The organism is Massilia sp. BGA-UO-ETr-WB1 (genome assembly GCF_059567845.1).
On the sequence record NZ_JCAQOT010000025.1, the window covers coordinates 564,339 to 583,135 of the forward strand.

An 18,797-nucleotide genomic window follows, 5' to 3' on the forward strand; every position below is an offset into this window, starting at 1 on the left:
GTGGCTCTATTTTTGCACGCGGGACGCGCGGATCTTTGGCGTACACTGCAAAAAAATACCGGAATATCAGAGACATGCCGAACCGCAGAACCTTCTTGAAGACCGGCGTGCTGGGCGCGCTGGCGCTGGCTGCCGGCGGTGCGTTGTACCGCACCGTGCAGGGCGCCGCGCCGCTGCAGCGCTATGTGCTGGACGGCGAGGCGCGCGCCGTGCTGGTGGCCATCATTCCGGCCATCGTCGGCCCCATGCTGCCGCAGGCCGAAGCCGCGCGCGACGCCGCCATCTCCCGCACCACGGACGGCGTGCAGCAAGCCGTGGCCAGCCTGCCTTTGAGCACCCAGAAGGAAGTGCAGGACCTGTTCGGCCTGCTGGCGCTGGCGCCCGCGCGCCGCCTGCTGGCCGGCGTGCCGGCCTGGGAGCAAACCACGCCGGCGCAGGCCGCCGCCTTCCTGCAGGACTGGCGCCTGCACCGCCTGCAGATGCTGCAGACCGCTTACCACGCGCTGCACGACCTGGTGCTGGGCGCCTGGTATGCCGACCCGGCCAGCTGGGCCGCCACCGGCTATCCGGGCCCGCTCAAGGAGCTGAGCTGATGAGTGCCAGCCAAAACGCAAAGCCGAATGTGATACCGGACCCGATCCGCGCCGGCCTGGCCGCCGGCTGGAAAGTGATCGACGGCGCCGCGCTGGACGGCGACCGCACGCTGGAGGCGGACGTGGTGGTGGTGGGCAGCGGCGCCGGCGGCGGCGTGACGGCCGAGCTGCTGGCAATGGCCGGGCTGAAGGTGCTGATCCTGGAGGAGGGCGCGCTGAAGTCGTCGAGCGATTTCAAGATGCGCGAGGCGGACGCCTATCCCACGCTGTACCAGGAGGCCGGCGCCCGCAAGACGCGCGACAAGGGCATCAACATCCTGCAGGGCCGTGCGGTGGGCGGTTCCACCACGGTGAACTGGACCTCCAGCTTCCGCACGCCGCCGTCCACGCTGGCTTACTGGCAGCGCCATTTCGGCCTGGCGGACTACACGCCGGAGGCGATGGCGCCATGGTTCGCCATGATGGAGCGGCGCCTGCACATCGGCGCCTGGGACGTACCACCCAACGAGAACAACGACCTGCTGCGGCGCGGCGCGGACCGGCTGGGCATACCCACCGCGTCCATCCGGCGCAACGTGAACGGCTGCTGGAACCTGGGCTACTGCGGCATGGGCTGCCCCACCAACGCCAAGCAGTCGATGCTGGTGACCACCATCCCGTCCGCGCTGGAGCGGGGCGCCACCTTGCTGACGCGGGTGCGCGCCGAACAACTGGTGTTCCGCAACGGCGCGGTGGACCACCTGCTGGCCACCGCGCTCACGGCGGACGGCCTGGCGCCCACCGGCAAGCGGGTGACGGTGAAGGCGCGCCATTACGTGGCGGCGGGCGGCGCCATCAACACGCCCGGCCTGCTGCTGCGCTCGGGCGCGCCCGATCCGCACGGCCTGCTGGGCAAGCGCACGTTCCTGCATCCGACCATCATCTCGTCCGGCCTGTTCGAGCAGCGCGTGGACGGCTACGCGGGCGCGCCGCAGTCGATTTACTCGGACCATTTCCTGGAGACGCAAGCCGTCGACGGCGCTATGGGCTACAAGCTGGAGGCGCCGCCGCTGCACCCGCTGCTGCTGTCGACCACCATGGCCGGCTTCGGCGAGGAGCACGCGGCCATGATGCGCCAGTTCCCGCACGTGCAGGGCTTGCTGGCGCTGCTGCGCGACGGCTTCCATGCGGACGCGCCGGGCGGCAGCGTGGCGCTGGACCGCCACGGCGCCCCGGTGCTGGATTACCGCATCACGCCCTTCGTGTGGGACGGCGCGCGCCGTGCGCTGCTGTCCATGGCCGAGATCCAGTTTGCCGCCGGGGCGCGCAGCGTGCTGCCGGTGCATGAACTGGCGCAGAGCTACACCAGCTGGAAGCAGGCGCGCGAGGCCATCAACGGGCTGCCGTTCAAGAATCTGCTGATGCGGGTGGTGTCGGCGCACGTGATGGGCGGCTGCGGCATGGCGGCCGATGCGCGCCACGGCGTGGTGGACGGCAAGGGGCGCTACCATGGCGTTGCCAACCTGTCGGTGCATGACGGTTCGCTGTTCCCGACCTCGATCGGCGCCAATCCGCAGCTGTCGATCTACGGCATGGTGGCGCGCCTGGCCAGCGGCCTGGCCGGACAGCTCAGCGGCAAGCCGGCGCCGCGCCATGCGGACCCTGGCGCCGCCGCGGACAACGCCGATACCGCCACCGCTCCGCTGTTGCGGGCCGCCCGAGGCTGACATGGCCCGCCGCGTCATGCTCGCCATCCTGCTGCTGCAGCTGTGTTTCGCGCTGGCGGTGGCGGCTCTGGCGGTCTACCTGGGGCCTCGGCTGGGCTGGTCCGGCCCCGGCTGGCCGGCCGCGCTGGCGCTGGGCCTGGCCGGCGTGGTGCTGGTCCGGATGGTAATTTCCGGTAATAATTTCCGCATGGCGCGCCGCGCGGGCGGCCCGGTCCCGGCGCCGCACGCCCTCGCGCCGGCGGGCTTCCTGCGCATGTTCGCGCGCGAATTCGCCTCGTCCATGACGATGCAGACGTGGACCATGTTGCGTCCGCGCACCACATTGCATCTCGCCGGGCATGACGCCGGTCCTGCACAGTTGCCCGTCCTGCTGCTGCATGGCTATGCCTGCAACGGCGCCTATTGGAGCCGCCTCGCGGCGCGGCTGCGGCAGGGCGGCGTCAGCTATATGACGGTGGACCTGGAACCGCTGGGCGCCGGCATCGACGACTACGCGCCGCAGATCGACGCCGCCTTGCAGCAGTTGTGCGCCGCCACCGGCCGGCCGCAAGCCATCGTGGTCGGCCACAGCATGGGCGGCCTGGCCGCGCGCGCCCACCTGCGCGCTTTCGGCAGCGCGCGCGTGGCGCGCGTGATCACCCTCGGCACGCCGCATCACGGCACCGCGCTGGCCGGCTTCGGCCCCGGCCTGAACGCGCGCCAGATGCAGCGCAATTCGGGCTGGCTGGCGGAACTGGCCGCCGCCGAGCCGCCGGCAGTGCGCGCGCTGATCGTTTCCCTGTGGTCGCACCACGACAACATCGTGGCGCCGCAGGATTCCGCCCGCCTGCCGGGCGCCCGCAACGTGGAACTGGGCGGCATCGGCCACGTGGCGATCGGTTCGCACCCAGCAACGCTGCGCTTTGTACTGGACGAAGTGACCCAACTGTCGCGTGATGGTGCTGCTCTGGAAACAAAATAGACAGTCCGGCCCGTGTTAGGTAGACTGCATTGAGAAGCGGCAATTCATAGCGTCCCCGCCTGTCGTTGTAGTGTGACTATTGGTGAGAATCCACGCGTTCGGTTGCTGTATGGTGATGCATGCATGCCCAGCACAAGGCAAAACGATGCCAACTGACTTCGCCAAGCTGATCCTGGAGGAATTGCCTGAAGCCGTCATCGTGACGAGGCCGGGCGGGGAGATAGTATGCTGGACGAGCCGCGCGCAAGCCATGTTCGGCTACGCCCAGGCCGATGCTTTGGGCCGGCGGCTGGCCCAGCTGGTGCTGGCGCCCGGGCAGGAAGACGATGGCGCGGCCATCGAGCAGCACATCCTCGAATACGGCCACGCGCGCTATGAAGCGCTGTGGCGGCACCGGGACGGCACGCCGCTGCCGGTGGACTGCGCGGCAAAAACCATCGCGGCGGACGGCCGCACGCTGCTGCTGTGCACCGTGCGCTGCCGGCGCGACCGCCAGCGCCTCGACCTCGCGCTGCAGGAAAAGCACAGCGAGCTGGCTACCGAGCTGAATAACGCGCACCGCGCCACCGACCTGTTTCTGGCCAGCATGTCGCATGACCTGCGCACGCCGCTCAACGCCATCATCGGGTTTGCCGGCACCATGCTGATGAAGCTGCCCGGACCGCTCACCCGGGAACAGGAGCGCCAGCTGCGCACCGTGCAGGCCAGCGCGCGCCAGCTGCTGGCGCAGATTAACGATTTGATTGACCTGAGCAAGATCGCTTCGGGTAAAGTGGAGTTGAAGCTGGAGCCGCTGGAGTGCCACGCCTTGATCGCGGAGCTACTTCCGGTATTTCAGCCGCAAGCGCATCAAAAGGGACTGCAGTTCGATTTCAACGCGCCGCATGACGATATCAAGGTGCGCTGCGACCGCCGCGCCATGCAGCAGATTGTGAGCAAGCTGGTCAACAACGCCATCAAGTTTACCGACAGCGGCGCGGTGCGCATCGAACTCGACACGGCCGACGTCAACGGGCGCGCGTGCGCCACGGTCAGCGTCAGCGATACCGGGGTCGGCATCGCGCCGGACCAGCAGCGCCTGCTGTCGCGGGCCTTCAGTCCGCCGGATGGCGGCGCCGGCGGTCCGGGCCGGTTCCAGGGCACGGGCCTGGGATTGCAGTTGAGCTTGCAGCTCGCGCAGTTATTGAACGGGCAGATCAGTGTGGCGAGCCGGCAGGGGCGCGGCAGCGTGTTTACGCTTGCCGTGCCGCTGGAAGCGGCGCACGATGCCGTATAGAGAAGAATCGACTTAACCGGGAGCGCAAACGTGTCCGCACGCATCCTTATCATAGAAGACAATCCGACCAATATGGAGTTGATGGTGTATCTGCTCAACGCCTTCGGTTATACGCCGCTGATGGCGCATGACGGGGAGGAGGGCGTGGCCACCGCGCGGCGCGAGCTGCCCGACCTGATCATCTGCGACGTGCATCTGCCCAAGCTGGACGGCTACGGCGTGGTGGCGCAGCTCAAGCAGGACCCGGCGCTGCGGTCCATCCCGGCGCTGGCGGTGACCGCGCTGGCCATGGTGGGCGACCGCGAGCGGCTGCTGGCGGCCGGCTTCGACGGCTACATCGGCAAGCCCATCGAGCCGGACACCTTCGTCACCCAGATCGAGTCTTTTTTGCCGGGGGAAGTGTCACCCCCGGCTAAAAACGACATTGCCACGATCCTGATCGTGGACGATCACGTGCTCAACCGCGAGTTCCTGATGACCTTGCTGGGCTACGGCGGCCACCGGCTGCTGGAAGCGTCCAACGGCGCCGAGGGCCTGAAGATGGTCAGCGCCGAGCGGCCCGACCTGGTCATCTCGGACATCCTGATGCCGAACATGGACGGCTACGAGTTCGTCACGCGCATGCACAGCAATCCGGACACGGCGCACGTGCCCATCATCTTCTACACCGCCACCTACCGCGAGCGCGAGGCCATGGCCGTGGCCGAGGCCTGCGGCGTGCGCTGGGTGCTGCCCAAGCCGTCCGACCCGGACGTGATCCTGCGCACGGTGCGCGAAGCGCTGGGCGTCACGCCCGACGAGGAGGACAGCGTGCCGCAGTTCGCGCCCGAGCCGCCCAGCGGCGGGCGCTTCCTGGACATCGACCACAAGGTGGCCGAATACCTGGGCGAACTGGAGTCGAGCAGCGCCCTCATTTCGCAGCTGGCCAGCACCGGCGACGGGCGGGAGCCCGGCGCCGAGCACCTGACGTCGATGACCGAGCGCCTGTCGCGCTCCCTGTCCAGCCTGCAGGCGGTGAGCCTGCGGCTGACCGCGCTGATCGAGCTGGGCATCGAGCTGGGCGCCGAGCGCGACCCGCAGGCGCTGATCGAGGTGGGATGCCGCGTGGCGCAGAACATCTGCGTGTCCAAGTACGCCTGCATCGGCGTGCTGGAATCGGGCGCGCAGGAGCTGAGCCATTTCGCCGCCTGCGGCGTGGGCCAGCAGGCGCGCCTGATCGCCTCCACGCCGCGCGCCGGCGTGCTGGGCGGGCTGCTGGAACAGCGCCAGCCGGTGCGCATCGACGCGCTGCCGGGCGACCCGCAAGCGATCGGCCTGCCGGACAGCCATCCGCCGGTGCATTCCTTCCTCGGCGTGCCGATCGCCTCGCGCGAGCGCACCCACGGCTGGCTGTACCTGGTGGACAAGCTGGGCGCGGACAGCTTCAGCGAAGTGGACGAGCGGGTGGCCGCCACGGTGGCCGCGCAGATCTCGGTGGCCTATGAAAACCTGCTGCTGTACGACGAGATTCGCCGCCACCACGCACAGCTGCAGCTGGACATGAACGCCCGCATCCGCCTGGACGAGGACCTGCGCCGCTTCCGCCTGGCGATGGACGCCACCGCCGACGCCATCTTCCTGGTCGACCGCGCCGGCATGTGCTTCGTGGACGTGAACGCGACCGCCTGCCGCATGCTGGGCTACCTGCGCGAGGACTTCCTCAAGGTGGGGCCGAACAAGTCCATCGACGGCGACCTGCGCCGCCTGGAGGACCTGTACGACAAGCTGTTGGCCGGCGACCAGAGCGGCGCCATGGCCGAGCTGCTGCTGACCCGCAAGGACGGCTCGCCGCTGTCGGTGGAAGTGCAGCGCCGCACGCTGCGCTCGGGCCAGAACTGGATCCTGGTGGCGGTGGCGCGCGACATCACCGAGCGCAAGGAGGCCGAGCAGCGCCTGCTCAAGCTGGCCCACTTCGACACCCTCACCGGTCTGCCCAACCGCAGCCAGTTCTACGATTCGCTGAGCCACTCGCTGCAGCAGGCCGGCGAGCACAAGTGGGCGCTGGCGGTGCTGTTCCTGGACATGGACCGCTTCAAGAACATCAACGACACGCTGGGCCACACCATCGGCGACGAGCTGCTGCGCCAGTTCTCCAGCCGCCTGGTGGACTGCCTGCGCGTGCGCGACACCATCGGCCGCTTCGGCGGCGACGAATTCGCCGCCATCCTGATGCTGCCGGAAGGGGCGCAGAACGCCATCGCGGTGGTGGACAAGATCCGCGAGGCGATGCGCAAGCCTTTCGACCTGAAGGGCCACGAGGTGACGGTGACGGCCAGTATCGGCATCTCCGTGTTTCCCGAGGACGGCAGCGACGCCGACACCCTGATCCAGTACGCCGACACCGCCATGTACCGCGCCAAGGAGGCCGGGCGCGACGCCTTCCGCTTCTTCACCGCCGAGATGAACGCGCAGTCGCTGGCGCGGCTGGACCTGGAGAACGCGCTGCGGCGCGCCATCGACAACAATGAGTTCGTGCTGTACTACCAGCCCAAGATCGACATCAGCAGCGGCCGTCTGAGCGGGGCCGAGGCGCTGATACGCTGGAAGCGGCCGGGCCATGGGATGGTGTCGCCGGCGCTGTTCATCCCGATCCTGGAGGAAACCGGCTTGATCGTGCGGGTCGGCACCTGGGTGCTGAACGAAGCCTGCCGCAAGATCGCCGAATGGGGCAAGACCCGCATCGGCGCGGTGCACCTGTCGGTCAACGTGTCCGGCATCCAGTTCTTCGTGGGCGGGCTGGAAGAGGAGGTCATGCGCGCCATCAAGGAGCACGACATCGCGCCCGAGCTGCTGGAGCTGGAGCTGACCGAAAGCTCGCTGATGTCGAACGCCGAGGAAACCATCACGGTGCTGCAGAACCTGAAGAAGCTGGGCATCCAGATTTCCATCGACGATTTCGGCACCGGCTATTCCTCGCTGGCCTACCTGAAGCGCTTCCCGATCGACAAGCTGAAGATCGACATCGCCTTCGTGCGTGAGGTGACCAGCAACCCGGACGACGCGGCCATCGTGCTGGCCATCATCAACATGGCGCACAGCCTGAAGCTGCAGGTGATCGCCGAAGGCGTGGAGCGCGACGCGCAACTGGCCTATCTGCGGCGCCACAACTGCGACGAGATGCAGGGCTACTACTTCAGCCGCCCGTTGCCGGAGGACGAGTTCGAGGCCATGCTGAGGGAGGGCAAATACCTGCAGGCGCCGGTGGACGAGAACCAGGTCGACCAGCAAACCCTGCTGATCGTCGACGACGACGCCTTCATGCTCGACGTGCTGAGCGACTTCCTGTCGCAGGACGGCTACCGCATCCTCACCGCGCAGACGGCTGCCGAAGGCTTCGACGTGCTGGCGCGGCACCAGGTGCAGGTGATCCTGTGCGACCAGTGCATGCCGTTGATGAGCGGCACCGAGTTCATGGAACGGGTGAAGAACCTGGCGCCGGACACCTTCCGCATCATGCTGTCGGCCTATGCGGACCTGACGCCCATCATGGCCGCCATCAACCACGGCGCCATCGACCGTTTCTACACCAAGCCGTGGAAGGGCGCGGTGCTGCGCGAGAACATCCGTGAAGGCTTCCGCCTGCACAGCCAGCTGCACGGGCAGCAGCCCGTTCAAGCGGCCTGAGGTGGCCGCCAGCGTGCGCCGGCGCGGGGCGCACGCCTGGTTTGGGCTGGCGCTGATGCTGGCGCCGGTGCTGGCGCTGGTACTTGCGCTGGTGCCGGCACGCCCCGCGCAAGCCCGGGCTGCCGCGCCGCTGCGCATCTACACGATCGACAGCAAGCCGATCGGCTTCATGGACCGCGGCCGTCCGTCCGGCTTTGCGGTGGACCTGGCGCAGCAGATCCAGCAGCGCACCGGTGGCCGCGAGCCGGTCCAGATCATCCCCTGGGCGCGCGCCAACACCATCGCCATGAACGAAGCCAACGTGCTGCTGCTGTCCGTGGTACGCACGCCCGAGCGCGAACGGCGGCTGGTATTCGTCGGCCCGGTGTTCGTCGCGCACGTATCGGCGTATGCGCTGAAAGGGCGGGGCGCCGAACTGCGCGCGCTGGGCGACGGCATCTACAAGCTGCGCGGGGCCGCGCGGCGCGGCAGCATCTTCGTGCAGCGCGCGCGCAGCTTCGGCTACAACGTCACGGACGAACCGGTCAGCTCGGAGGTAGGGGCGCGCATGCTGATGAGCAAGCGTTTCGACTTGTGGTTCGACGGCGAGGAGCTGGTGGGGCCGGCGCTGGAGAAAGCCGGCTACGCGCCCGACGACGCGGAACTGGTCAAGCAGCTCAGCGTGGACGACGTTTATTTCGGCTTTTCCAGGGATACGGCGCCGGAAACCGTGCGCGCCTGGGACGCGGCGCTGCGCGACATGAAGCGCGACGGTACATTCCTGCGGCTGCACCAGTACTGGCTGCCGTCCACCTCGCTGCCGCCCGACGTGCGCCTGCAAGGGAAGGGCACGCCCTAGTCACTTGGCCGGCTGGCCCAGCGCGGCGAAGTGCAGCACCCAGCGCCCGCGCGCCTGCACCAGCGCGGCGGCTTCGTCGTCATAGAAGGCGCCCACGGGGCAGGCCGCCAGCCCCTGCGCGACGGCGCCCAGCAGCCAGCGTTCGCCCACCATGCCCGCTTCCAGGAACGCATGCCGATAGCCGCGCGCGCCTTGCGCCAGCGTGCCGGCGGTGTCGGCGGACAGCACCAGCACCACGGCCGCGCCGCCGATCACGTCCTGCGCCAGCGCCGCCTGCTGGGCGCGGGCGGCAAAGTCCCCTTTCGTTACCGGCAGCAGGGCATGCTGCGGCAGATAGCGGTAGACGCCCGGCTCCAGGCCCGCCACGCGGTTCACCACCAGGTCGATGCGGATCGCGTCCGACAGCTGCGGGTTTTGCGCCATGCCCTCCAGGACGGTGGCCAGCGCGGCCAGCGGCACCGGTCCGGACGTATAGCGCCGCACGCTGCGCCGCTGCGCGATGACGGCGTGCGCGCTTGCGGGTGCGGCAACCGGCGCGGGCAAGCGCAGCGCGCCCTGCGGCAGGGCGTCCGCAGCAAGGCGGCCATATGGCGGCGCAGCGGCTTCCGTGTCCTCCCCGGCGCGGGGCAGCAGCCGCAGCGACGTTGCCTGATGAATCACACCAGTCGCGCCCAGCGTTGCTTGCGCTGCCTGTGGCGCGGGCGGGGGCGAGGGCGCGGACCTTGGCGCCGCTGGTGCTGCCGGCGCCGCCGCTGCCGAATACTCCTGCGCGGCTGGCGCTCGCTCCGTGCCGGGCACCGGCACCGGGCCGGACCGCCGCAGCGCCATCATCGCCAGCACGCCTTCCTCCACGCCGTCGATTGCCAGCGCGCGCGCCGCCATGGCCTCGTCGAACTGCGGCAGCAGCGTAGCGTGCATGCCTGCCTGGTGGCCCGCAATGCGCAGGTTTTCCAGCAAGTGGCCCGCATCGGCAGCGGCATAGCGGTAAGCGCGGTTGTGATACTTGTAGCCGGTACGGCGAAAAACCGCGCTCAGGACGAGCAATGCATCCGCGTCCTGCGCGGCGGGCGCACCCAAGCCGTCCGCTGCGGCCGGCAGCGGGCCGATCCATGCCAGACGGTGCTGCTCCGGCCCATAGTGGTACAGGCCGGGAGCCAGCCCGTCGATGGTGCGCGCCGCCACATACAGCTCGCTGGGAAACAGCGCCCCGGAAGAAGGCGCAGCCCGCAACGCCCGTCCGCCGCGATGCGCGGTCACGCCTGCCGCCAGGTGCAGGATCTGCGCCAGTTCGTCCAGCCGAAGACGGCGCTGCGGCGTGGCCGCCGGGCCGCGCATGGCCGCCTGCAGCGGCTGCGAGGCCGGGCTGGCGGCCGGCAGCGCCACCTGCCGCGCGTTCGGATAGCGCTTGAACGGCTCCGGCGCATCGCCCCATTCGATGCCGGGCGCGCGCAGGAACACGCTGCGGCGCGACTCGGACGACAATTCGTGGTAGCGAAGTACCGCCGCCGCGCCGCCGATGCCCCCCGCGCCTCCTGCGTTTCCTGCGCCTCCTGCATCCGAGGCGGTCCCGGCGCCCGCCTGCAGCGGCAGGTCGCCCGCGCCATGGCGCATGCCGAGGAAGAACGCGGCCGCCAGCGCGGCCAGGACCGCCAGCGGCATGCCCAGCGCCGGCGCGCCGCGCGGGACGGTGCCGGCCGAGGCAGGCCGCGCCGCCGGCGCACGGTTACGCAGCCAGTTCAGCACCAGCGGCAAGTTGAAGCACAGATGGATGAAGACCAGCAGCAGCGTGGCGTAACCGAACAGGTAGTGCCAGTCGAACACCGGCAACTGCTGGTTGGCGACCCAGAAAATACCCAGCCCGGCAGTGCTCAGCAGATAGCACAGCAGCAGCACGCTGGTGTGCACGTTGAGGGCCAGCCGCCCCGGCGTACGCCCGCGCCAGCGCATTGCTGCCAGCCAGACGGCATACAGCAGCAGCGGCAATGCAACCCAGAGGATTTTCGGCGCCATCGGCACATTCTAGCGCCGATGGCGGCTCGGCGTGAGAACCGTAGTCAGCCCCGGCGCCGGCGCCGGGCGGCGATCAAGCCCAGTCCGGCCAGCAGCAGCGCCATGCTGGGCGGCGCAGGTACGGCCGACGCGGTACCGACGGCGACGCCCGTGACGCCGGCAAGATGGCCCACGCCCTGGGTCTCGATGCGGAAGCCGGTGAAGTACTCGTTCAAGCCATCGGCCCGGAAGCCCAGGAAGGCAAAGGCCGAAGAGCCATCGGGCAACGCCACGCCGTCGAAGCGGTAGCTGCCCTGGTTGGTGTCGACCGTGACGCCGACCACGCCACGGGTGACAGCAGCGTCGAAGCCGAGCAGGGTGTAGGCGGTGGCGCCGGCTATCCGGGCTTCCAGCGGCGACCAGTATTCATTGCTCATCACGGCACGGCTGGCGCCGACCGAGTAGGGCGTGCCGGCGCCGACGATCAGGTTTTCCTCCGACAGGTAGCTGACGTCGCCGCGCGTGTATCCGTAGCCTGGGAAATGATAGCCGCGTCCGAAATCGTCGAAATTGCTGTTGTAGGCGATGCTGCCCTGGGCGTTGAAGGCGGCGCGGCTGTCGAAGGCGAGGACGCCGGCCTGGACCAGGGGCGCCGACACCGCCAGCATCAACCCGAACAGGGAGTGTACGATTGTTTTCATTGTGTTGTCCTGGGTTGCGCCGTTCAGGCGACCGTGAAATTGCAGGGACCGGCCAGCAGGCCGTAGCCGTCGTTGTACAGGCACCAGGCCGAGTAGTTGCCCGGCGCGAGCTTGGCAGTGTCGAAGCTGGCATTGCCGTTCGCCAGGGTCACGTACTGCCAGGTCAGATAGGTGCCGCTGCCCGGCGTGGCGCCTGCCGGCCAGATGCCGATCCAGTTGGTGCTGGTGACTTTGGCTGCCGGCACGGCATAGCTGAAGGCGACAGGTGCGCCCTTCGGAACGCTGGCCGTGGCCGTCGTCAGCTGGGCGACACTGAAGCTGACCGGGCCGCCCAGCGCCGCATAGCCGTCCTGGTACAGATACCAGGCGGTGTACTCGCCCACGGCCAGGGCAGCGGTGTTGAACGAGGCGGAGCCGCTGGCGTCGGGCGCATAGGCCCACAGCGCGGCGCTGCCTTTGCCGGGCGAGGTGCCGGGCGCGTAGATGCCGATCCAGTTTTTCGGATCGGTCTTGCCAGCCGGGGCGGCGTAGGTGAACACGGCGGCGGCGCCTTTGCTCACATACGGCGTGCTGGTGTCGAAGGTGATTTTCACCTTGTTGGTGCCTATCATCGGGTCCGTGCGGCTGGGGCGGCCGTCTTCGACGTGGCCTGCCGCGCGGCGCAGCCATAATGGGTCGTGTTTACAGCCGATGCTGAAGTCGTACCAGCCGAAGCTGTTGTCCAGCGCGCAGTGGATCGCCAGCTGCTGGCCCGCCGCCACGTCGTACTCGGACTGGGCAGCGCCGTAGGCGTTGTCCGTGATGGAGAAGGTGCAGGCGGCAAGGCCGTCCAGATTGGACAGGACCAGCTCGATGTCGCCGCTTGCGGTGTCGTAGACGGTCTGCAGCTCCGGCCGGGCGCCGGCCGCCAGCGCGGTGGCGCCCTTGAACTGGCGCAGGAAGCCGTTGGCGCCATGGACGCTCAACTCATAGGTGGCGCCGCTCCAGTTCCATACTTCCTGCTCTATGCTTTTGCCCGCCTCCACCGTGTAATACCAAGGGCCGTCGGTGCGCAAACTTGAATAGACGCGGTAGGCGGCGCCAGTCTTGCCGCTGTTGCCGAAGCTAAGCGCAAACTGCCTGGCGGCCACGGCGCGGCCGTGCACGTGCAGCTCATAAGGCAGGGCGCAGGCGTAGCGGGTGCCGGTGACGGTCGGGCAAGGCTCCTGCTTTGGCAGGGTCTGCACGGTGGGCGGCGCCGGGTAGGGCTTGCCGGAGACGCGCGTGTAGGCCGCCGTTTTCGGCACGCTGGCGGGCCAGGCAGCGTTGGGTGCGCCGAAGTTGAAAGCGGACGTCAAGTCGCCGCAGACCGTGCGGCGCCACGGCGAGATCAGGCCGCACCGCACGGCGGCGCGGTCCTTGCCGCGTCCCGCCACCAGCCATTCTTCCAGAAAGCGCAGCTTGGAGGTGTGGTCGAACAGCTCGGAGCACACGCGCCCGCCCTTGCTCCAAGGGGAAATGACGAGCATGGGCACGCGCGGCCCGAGGCCGACCGGTATGCCCTGGTAGTTTTCGTGGGCGCCGATGTCGGCCAGCGTGGTCTTGCCCATGGCGGCGCTGAGCGGCGCCAGCTCGGAGGGCACATGATCGAAGAAGCCGTCGTTCTCGTCATAGCACAACAGGAACACGGTTTTCGACCAGACCGCCGGATTGGCCACCAGCGCGGCCAGCAGACGGGCCGTCAGATTCTCGCCCGCGTTCGGCGAGTTCGGCGAGTGCTCGGTATAGTCGTTGGGCGCGCAGATCCAGGATACCTGGGGCAGCGCATTGTTGCGCACGTCGCTGGCGAAGGCTTGCACCAGCCAGTCGCCCTTGGTGCCGGGCGAGTTGGCTTCCGTCGAGCCGGGAGCCAGGGCCCGGCCTTTCTGGTACAGCGGCGAACTGGAAGACAGGCGGCTGCCGTCCGCGTTGACGCGGAAGTTCTTGAAGTAGGCCAGGTAGTTGTCGCCGTAGTTGTCCCATTCCTGGTAGACCTTCCAGCTGACCTGGTTCGCTTCCAGTACTTCGGCATAGGTACGCCAATTGGGCGCGCTGCCGGTGACGGCGGCGGAGATGTCGTCGCGGGCCGGGTCGTTGTTGTAGTAGCCGGACGGGCTGATGTTGTACAGGCTGCCCATCGCGCCCATCCAGCCCTGGTTGCTGCCGGTCAGCGAATACATGCGGTTCGGATCGGTGGCCCCGAAGATGGAGCAATGGTAGGCGTCGCAGATGGTGAAGGCGTCGGCCAGCGCATAGTAGAAAGGCAGGTCGCCGCGGTCGAAATAGCCCATGGTTTGCGGCGTTTTCTGCTTGACCCATGCGTCCCAGCCTTGCCAGGTGGTCTGCGCACCTTTCCAGGAATGGTTGGTGCCGACGGACAGGGCGCTGGTGTTGAGCGCGTCGAAATGGAACGGCAGCACGTAACCGCCCGCGCTGTTGGGCTGGTACCAGACCGGATGGCCGCTCGGCAGGTCGATCGCGCGCGGATCGTCGAAGCCGCGCACGCCGGACAGGGTACCGAAGTAATGGTCGAAGGAGCGGTTTTCCTGCATGAAGATGACCACGTGCTCGACGTCGGCCAGGGTGCCGGTGGCGTTGTTGGCCGGTATGGCCAGCGCTTCCCCGATCAGGCCGGGGAACATCGACGTGGCGCTGGTGCCGGCGGTGGCGGCGGCGAATCGGAGAAACTTGCGTCTGCCTGCAGAAATCATGTGCCGTCCTTGGATGTGGTGGCGCCTGCGCGATCGCGGAGCCGCTGTCATGTCAAGTACAGAATGTTAGCAATCAATTATGACTGCATGATTGCAGACGCGCACCGGAGCGTTCCGGTGCGCGGGGGCGGGGAGGCTTAGAAGTGCACGCCGCGCAGCAGCTGCTGCATGGCGATCTGCTCGGACGACATCTGCGGCGGCTTCTTGCCGTCGCCGCCCTTGGCCGCGTCCGAATCGGGGAACATGCGGAAGCTGGTGTTGAGCACGATCTGCGCCACGCGCGGCATCAGCGCGTGCAGCACCTGGCCGAAGATGCCCACGCGGGTGGCGATGCGCACCGGCTTCCACACGATGGCCTCGGCGATCAGGTCGGCCGCTTCCTCCGGCGACAGCGTCGGCACGTTCTGGTAGATCTTGGTCGGCGCGATCATCGGCGTGCGCACCAGCGGCATGTTGATGGTGGTGAACTTGATGCCCAGATCCTGCAGCTCGGACGAGGCGCAGCGGGTCCACGCATCCAGCGCAGCCTTGGACGCCACATAGGCCGAGAAGCGCGGGGCGTTGGTCAGCACCCCGATGGACGAGATGTTGATGACGTGGCCGCGCTTCTTGGCCGTCATCGACGGCAGCAGCGCCATGGTCAGGCGCAGCGCGCCGAAGTAGTTCAGCTGCATGGTGCGCTCGAAATCGTGGAAGCGGTCGTAGCTGGCCTCGATGGCGCGGCGGATCGAACGGCCGGCGTTATTCACCAGCACGTCCACGCCGCCATGGTTGGCGATCAGCACCTGCGCAAAGCGGTCGCAGTCGGCCATGTCCGACAGGTCGGCCGGATAGGTGATCAGCTCGAAGCCGCGCGCTTCCACTTCCTTCTTCGCTTCCAGCAGCTTGTCTTCGTCGCGCCCGCAGATGATGGTGATGGCGCCCGCTTCGGCCAGCTTGTGCGCCGCCGCAAGACCGATGCCGGACGAGCCGCCCGTCACCAGCACCACCTTGCCGGCCACCTGGCCGCGCAGGGTGTGGTCGATGAACAGGTCCGGGTCCAGGTTGCGCTCCCAGTAATCCCACACCGGCGCCGCGTACTTCTCCAGCGGCGGGCAGGCGATGCCGGTGCCCTTCAGTGCCTGCGCGGTGTCGCGGTTGTCGAAGCGGGTAGGGTAGTTCACGAAGGTCATCAGGTCCGGCGGCAGGCCCAGGTCCTTCATCACCGCGTCGCGCACGCGGCGCACCGGCGATAGCGCGAACACGCCTTTCTTGATCGACTTCGGGATGAAGCCGAACAGCGCGGCGTTGATGCGGATGCTCATGGTGGGCGCGTGCGCGGCGCGGCAGAAGGTGTTCAGCACTTCGCCCACGCGCATCGGTTCCGGGTCGGTCAGGTGGAAGGCGCGCCCGTCCAGCTTGGGCTGGTGGGAAATATGGTCCATCGCGTTGACCACGTAGTCCACCGGCACGATGTTGATGCGGCCGCCTTCAATGCCGATCGTGGGCATCCATGGCGGCAACAGCTGGCGGATGCGCTGGATCAGTTTAAAGAAGTAATACGGGCCGTCGATCTTGTCCATTTCGCCGGTCCTGGAATCGCCCACCACCAGGCCGGGACGATATACACGCCACGCGCCCTTGGTTTCATTGCGGACGATTTTCTCGGATTCGTGTTTGGTGGCGAAATAAGGATGGTCGAGATTCTCGGCTTCGTCGAACATGTCTTCGCGGAAAATGCCCTCGAACATGCCGGCGGCGGCAATCGAGCTGACGTGGTGCAGTATCCCGGCCTGGATCGCGTTGGCGAAATCGACCGCGTTGCGCGTGCCTTCCACATTCACCGCGGTCTGTTCGTCGGCGTCGGCCAGCATATCGTAGACGGCGGCCAGGTGATAAAAGTGATCGACCGTTTTGATGAGCTTCTTGATGTCGTCCTTGGAGACGCCCAGCTTGGCGCTGCGCAGGTCGCCGAATACAGGAATGGCGCGGGCTTTGGTGGTGCCCCAGTATTCATACAGGCCGGCCAGCTTGTCGCGGCTGCCTTCGCGCAGCAGGAAATACACAACACTGCCTTTGCGCGCCAGCAGTTTTTTCACGAGGCGCTTGCCTATAAACCCGGTGGCGCCAGTAACAAAATAGTGCATTAAGTCTCTCCTTTATTCTTAGGGTTTTGCCGCGAACAATCATTACAGGATAGGCAATAAATGGCAAGCGCTGTTGCAAGCTCGATTAGAACGGCCGCTCTACCCCATTAGAAGCCCATCTCTAGAAATGGAGCCTAGAATGTTTTCATCGAAGGAACGATCCGATTAAACGACAGTCCCAATGGAGCCCACTATGGTTAAGAAACTGAAATCCCTGGCCAATGCCGACGACAAGCAATTGGCGAGTGCCGTTCGCAATTCCGCGCAGCAGATCTGGCAAGCCGGCCTGGGCGCTTTCGCCAAGGCGCAGGAAGAGGGCGGCCGTGTGTTCGCCAAGCTGGTAAAAGAGGGCAACGCGCTGCAGCAGCGCACCCGTGACCTGGCGGAAGACAAAGTTTCCGAAGTGCGCGAGACGGTGTCTGGCGTGAGCAAGCAGGCCGCCGGTTCGTGGGACAAGCTGGAGCAGGTGTTCGAAGACCGCGTATCGCGTGCCCTGGGCACCATCGGCGTGCCGACCCAGAAGGACGTGCAGGAACTGAACGCCCGCGTGGAAGCGCTGACCAAGGCCGTGGAAGCGCTGACCGGCAAGAAAGTGGCGCCAGCCAAGGCCGCCAAGCCTGCCGCCAAAGCCGCGCCGAAAGCTGCCGCCAAGGCCGCCGCTAAACCAGCTGCTAAGCCGGCAGCCAAGACTGCCGCCAAGCCAGTCGCCAAAAAAGCCGCCGCCAAGCCTGCAGTGAAAGCCGCCGCCAAGCCGGCCGCCAAGGCGAGCAAACCAGTCGCCAAGGCTGCTGCCAAGCCGAAGGCCGCCCCCAAGGCGGCCGCCATCGCTTTCCCTACCGCCGAGTCGGTAAGCGCCGCCAACAAAGCCGCTTAAGTTCAAGCCGGCTGAAACAGTTCCCTCGGTCCTCCTCCCCCGGTCCGTTCGCGGACCGGGTCCGAGGGAATGCTGCAAATGAAAGTCTATGCCTAGAAAACCCGCCGCCGGGCGCGCCACAGCATCGGCCGCAAGATCGGCCGCAACACCCAAGGTCGGGCTGGCCCTGGCCGGCGGCGGTCCGCTCGCTGTCGTCTACGAGATAGGCGCGCTGGCCGCGATCGCCGAAGCGATCGACGGCCTGGACCTCAACGACGCAGAAATCTACGTCGGCGTCAGCGCCGGCGCCATCATCAGCGCGGCGCTGGCCAACGGCTACACGCCGCACCAGATGTGCCGCCTGTTCATCGAGAGCGATGTCGACGACGTGCAAGCGCCCGCCGGCGCCATGCTGTTCAAACCCGAAACCCTGCTGCGTCCCGCCCTGCGCGAGTTCGGCCGCCGCGCCCGCGTGCTGCCCGGCCTGCTGGCCGGCGGCGCGCTGCACTATGCGCGCCAGCGCGGCAGCCTGGCATCGTCTTTCGAGCGCCTGACCGAGGCGCTGCCGGCCGGCTTTCTGTCCGGCGACGCCATCGGCAATTTCCTCAAAGCCGCTTTCGCCGCCAAGGGCTGCAGCAACGACTTCCGCCAGCTGCCGCGCAAGCTGCGCATCGTGGCCACCGACCTCGACACCGGCAAAGCCGTCTGCTTCGGCGAACCGGGCCGGGACGACACGCCGATTTCGGTCGCCGTGCAAGCCAGCTCCGCCGTGCCCGGCCTGTTCCCGCCGGTGGAAATCGACGGCCACCACTTCGTCGACGGCGCGCTGCGCAAGACCATGCACGGTTCCATCGCGCTCGAGCACGGCGTGGACCTGCTGCTGTGCGTGAACCCCATCGTGCCCTATAACGCCCGCTTCAAGCAGGGCGCGCGCAAGCTCACCAATGGCGGCCTGCTCGACGTGTTGTCGCAGACCGTGCGCTCGATCCTGCACTCGCGCCTGGAAACCGGCCTGGCCAGCTACCAGGTCAGCCACCCCGAGGTGGACATCCTGCTGTTCCAGCCCAGCGAGGACGATGCCGAACTGTTCTTCACCAATATGTTCAGCTACAACAACCGCCGCCGCACCTGCGAGCAGGCCTACCAGAACACCCGGCTGATGCTGTGGCAGCAGCGCCACGAACTGGCGCCCAAGCTGGCGCGGCACGGCATGCGGCTCAAGCTGAGTGTGCTGCAAGACAGCAGTCTGACGCTGGTGCGCCAGCGTCCCCGCCGCAAGGCGCTGGGGCGGCTGGACGCGGCGTTGTCGGACCTGGAGCGTTACCTGAAAGTAGCCCATGGCCGCTGACCGGTACGCCGTTT

12 protein-coding genes are annotated in these 18,797 nt (G+C 67.6%); 8 read left to right on the forward strand and 4 right to left on the reverse strand.

All coding sequences use genetic code 11. The features are described 5' to 3' along the window. The first annotated feature begins 74 nt into the window (after positions 1 to 74). The 6 genes from AC56DV_RS20715 (at position 75) to AC56DV_RS20740 (ending at position 9,037) form a co-directional block, all read left to right on the forward strand. Entirely contained in the window at positions 75 to 593 is a 519-nt protein-coding gene (locus AC56DV_RS20715) for a hypothetical protein (RefSeq protein WP_496316113.1), read from the forward strand. Then, the gene (locus AC56DV_RS20720) at positions 593 to 2,299 is read left to right on the forward strand and encodes a GMC family oxidoreductase (RefSeq protein ID WP_496316114.1); all 1,707 of its coding nucleotides are present in this window, start codon (positions 593 to 595) and stop codon (positions 2,297 to 2,299) included. Before AC56DV_RS20715 ends, AC56DV_RS20720 begins: the two co-directional genes overlap by 1 nt. A gap of 1 nt (position 2,300) precedes the next feature. After that, the gene (locus tag AC56DV_RS20725) at positions 2,301 to 3,260 is read left to right on the forward strand and encodes an esterase/lipase family protein (protein WP_496316115.1); all 960 of its coding nucleotides are present in this window, start codon (positions 2,301 to 2,303) and stop codon (positions 3,258 to 3,260) included. A 145-nt stretch (positions 3,261 to 3,405) separates the two neighbouring features. Then, positions 3,406 to 4,536: a sensor histidine kinase gene (locus AC56DV_RS20730; protein ID WP_496316116.1), complete on the forward strand. Its 1,131-nt coding sequence runs from the start codon at positions 3,406 to 3,408 to the stop codon at positions 4,534 to 4,536. A gap of 30 nt (positions 4,537 to 4,566) precedes the next feature. Further along, positions 4,567 to 8,199 carry an EAL domain-containing protein gene (locus tag AC56DV_RS20735; RefSeq protein WP_496316117.1) on the forward strand — a complete coding sequence of 1,211 codons (3,633 nt, stop codon included), beginning with the start codon at positions 4,567 to 4,569 and terminating at the stop codon, positions 8,197 to 8,199. Further along, a complete protein-coding gene (locus tag AC56DV_RS20740; RefSeq protein WP_496316118.1) occupies positions 8,141 to 9,037 on the forward strand; it encodes a substrate-binding periplasmic protein in 897 nt (298 codons plus the stop codon). Before AC56DV_RS20735 ends, AC56DV_RS20740 begins: the two co-directional genes overlap by 59 nt. Here AC56DV_RS20740 and AC56DV_RS20745 read toward each other — a convergent pair whose 3' ends face one another. The 4 genes from AC56DV_RS20745 to AC56DV_RS20760 all read right to left on the reverse strand — a co-directional run bounded on the left by AC56DV_RS20745 (position 9,038) and on the right by AC56DV_RS20760 (position 16,582). After that, on the reverse strand, positions 9,038 to 11,047 hold the full coding sequence (locus AC56DV_RS20745) for a SagB/ThcOx family dehydrogenase (protein ID WP_496316119.1): 2,010 nt from the start codon (positions 11,045 to 11,047) through the stop codon (positions 9,038 to 9,040). A 44-nt stretch (positions 11,048 to 11,091) separates the two neighbouring features. Further along, positions 11,092 to 11,727, reverse strand: coding sequence for a PEP-CTERM sorting domain-containing protein (locus tag AC56DV_RS20750; protein WP_496316120.1), 636 nt, complete (start codon positions 11,725 to 11,727; stop codon positions 11,092 to 11,094). Positions 11,728 to 11,750: 23 nt separating this feature from the next. Next, a complete protein-coding gene (locus tag AC56DV_RS20755) occupies positions 11,751 to 14,456 on the reverse strand; it encodes a phosphocholine-specific phospholipase C (RefSeq protein WP_496316121.1) in 2,706 nt (901 codons plus the stop codon). 137 nt (positions 14,457 to 14,593) lie between these two features. Next, complete coding sequence (locus AC56DV_RS20760; protein WP_496316122.1) at positions 14,594 to 16,582, reverse strand: SDR family oxidoreductase; 1,989 nt, start codon at positions 16,580 to 16,582, stop codon at positions 14,594 to 14,596. Positions 16,583 to 16,775: 193 nt separating this feature from the next. Between AC56DV_RS20760 and AC56DV_RS20765 the strand changes: the two genes are divergently transcribed. Both AC56DV_RS20765 and AC56DV_RS20770 read left to right on the forward strand, forming a co-directional pair. After that, a complete protein-coding gene (locus AC56DV_RS20765) occupies positions 16,776 to 17,456 on the forward strand; it encodes a phasin family protein (protein ID WP_496316123.1) in 681 nt (226 codons plus the stop codon). Positions 17,457 to 17,544: 88 nt separating this feature from the next. Further along, positions 17,545 to 18,783 carry a patatin-like phospholipase family protein gene (locus AC56DV_RS20770; protein WP_496316124.1) on the forward strand — a complete coding sequence of 413 codons (1,239 nt, stop codon included), beginning with the start codon at positions 17,545 to 17,547 and terminating at the stop codon, positions 18,781 to 18,783. The last annotated feature ends 14 nt before the right edge of the window (positions 18,784 to 18,797 follow it).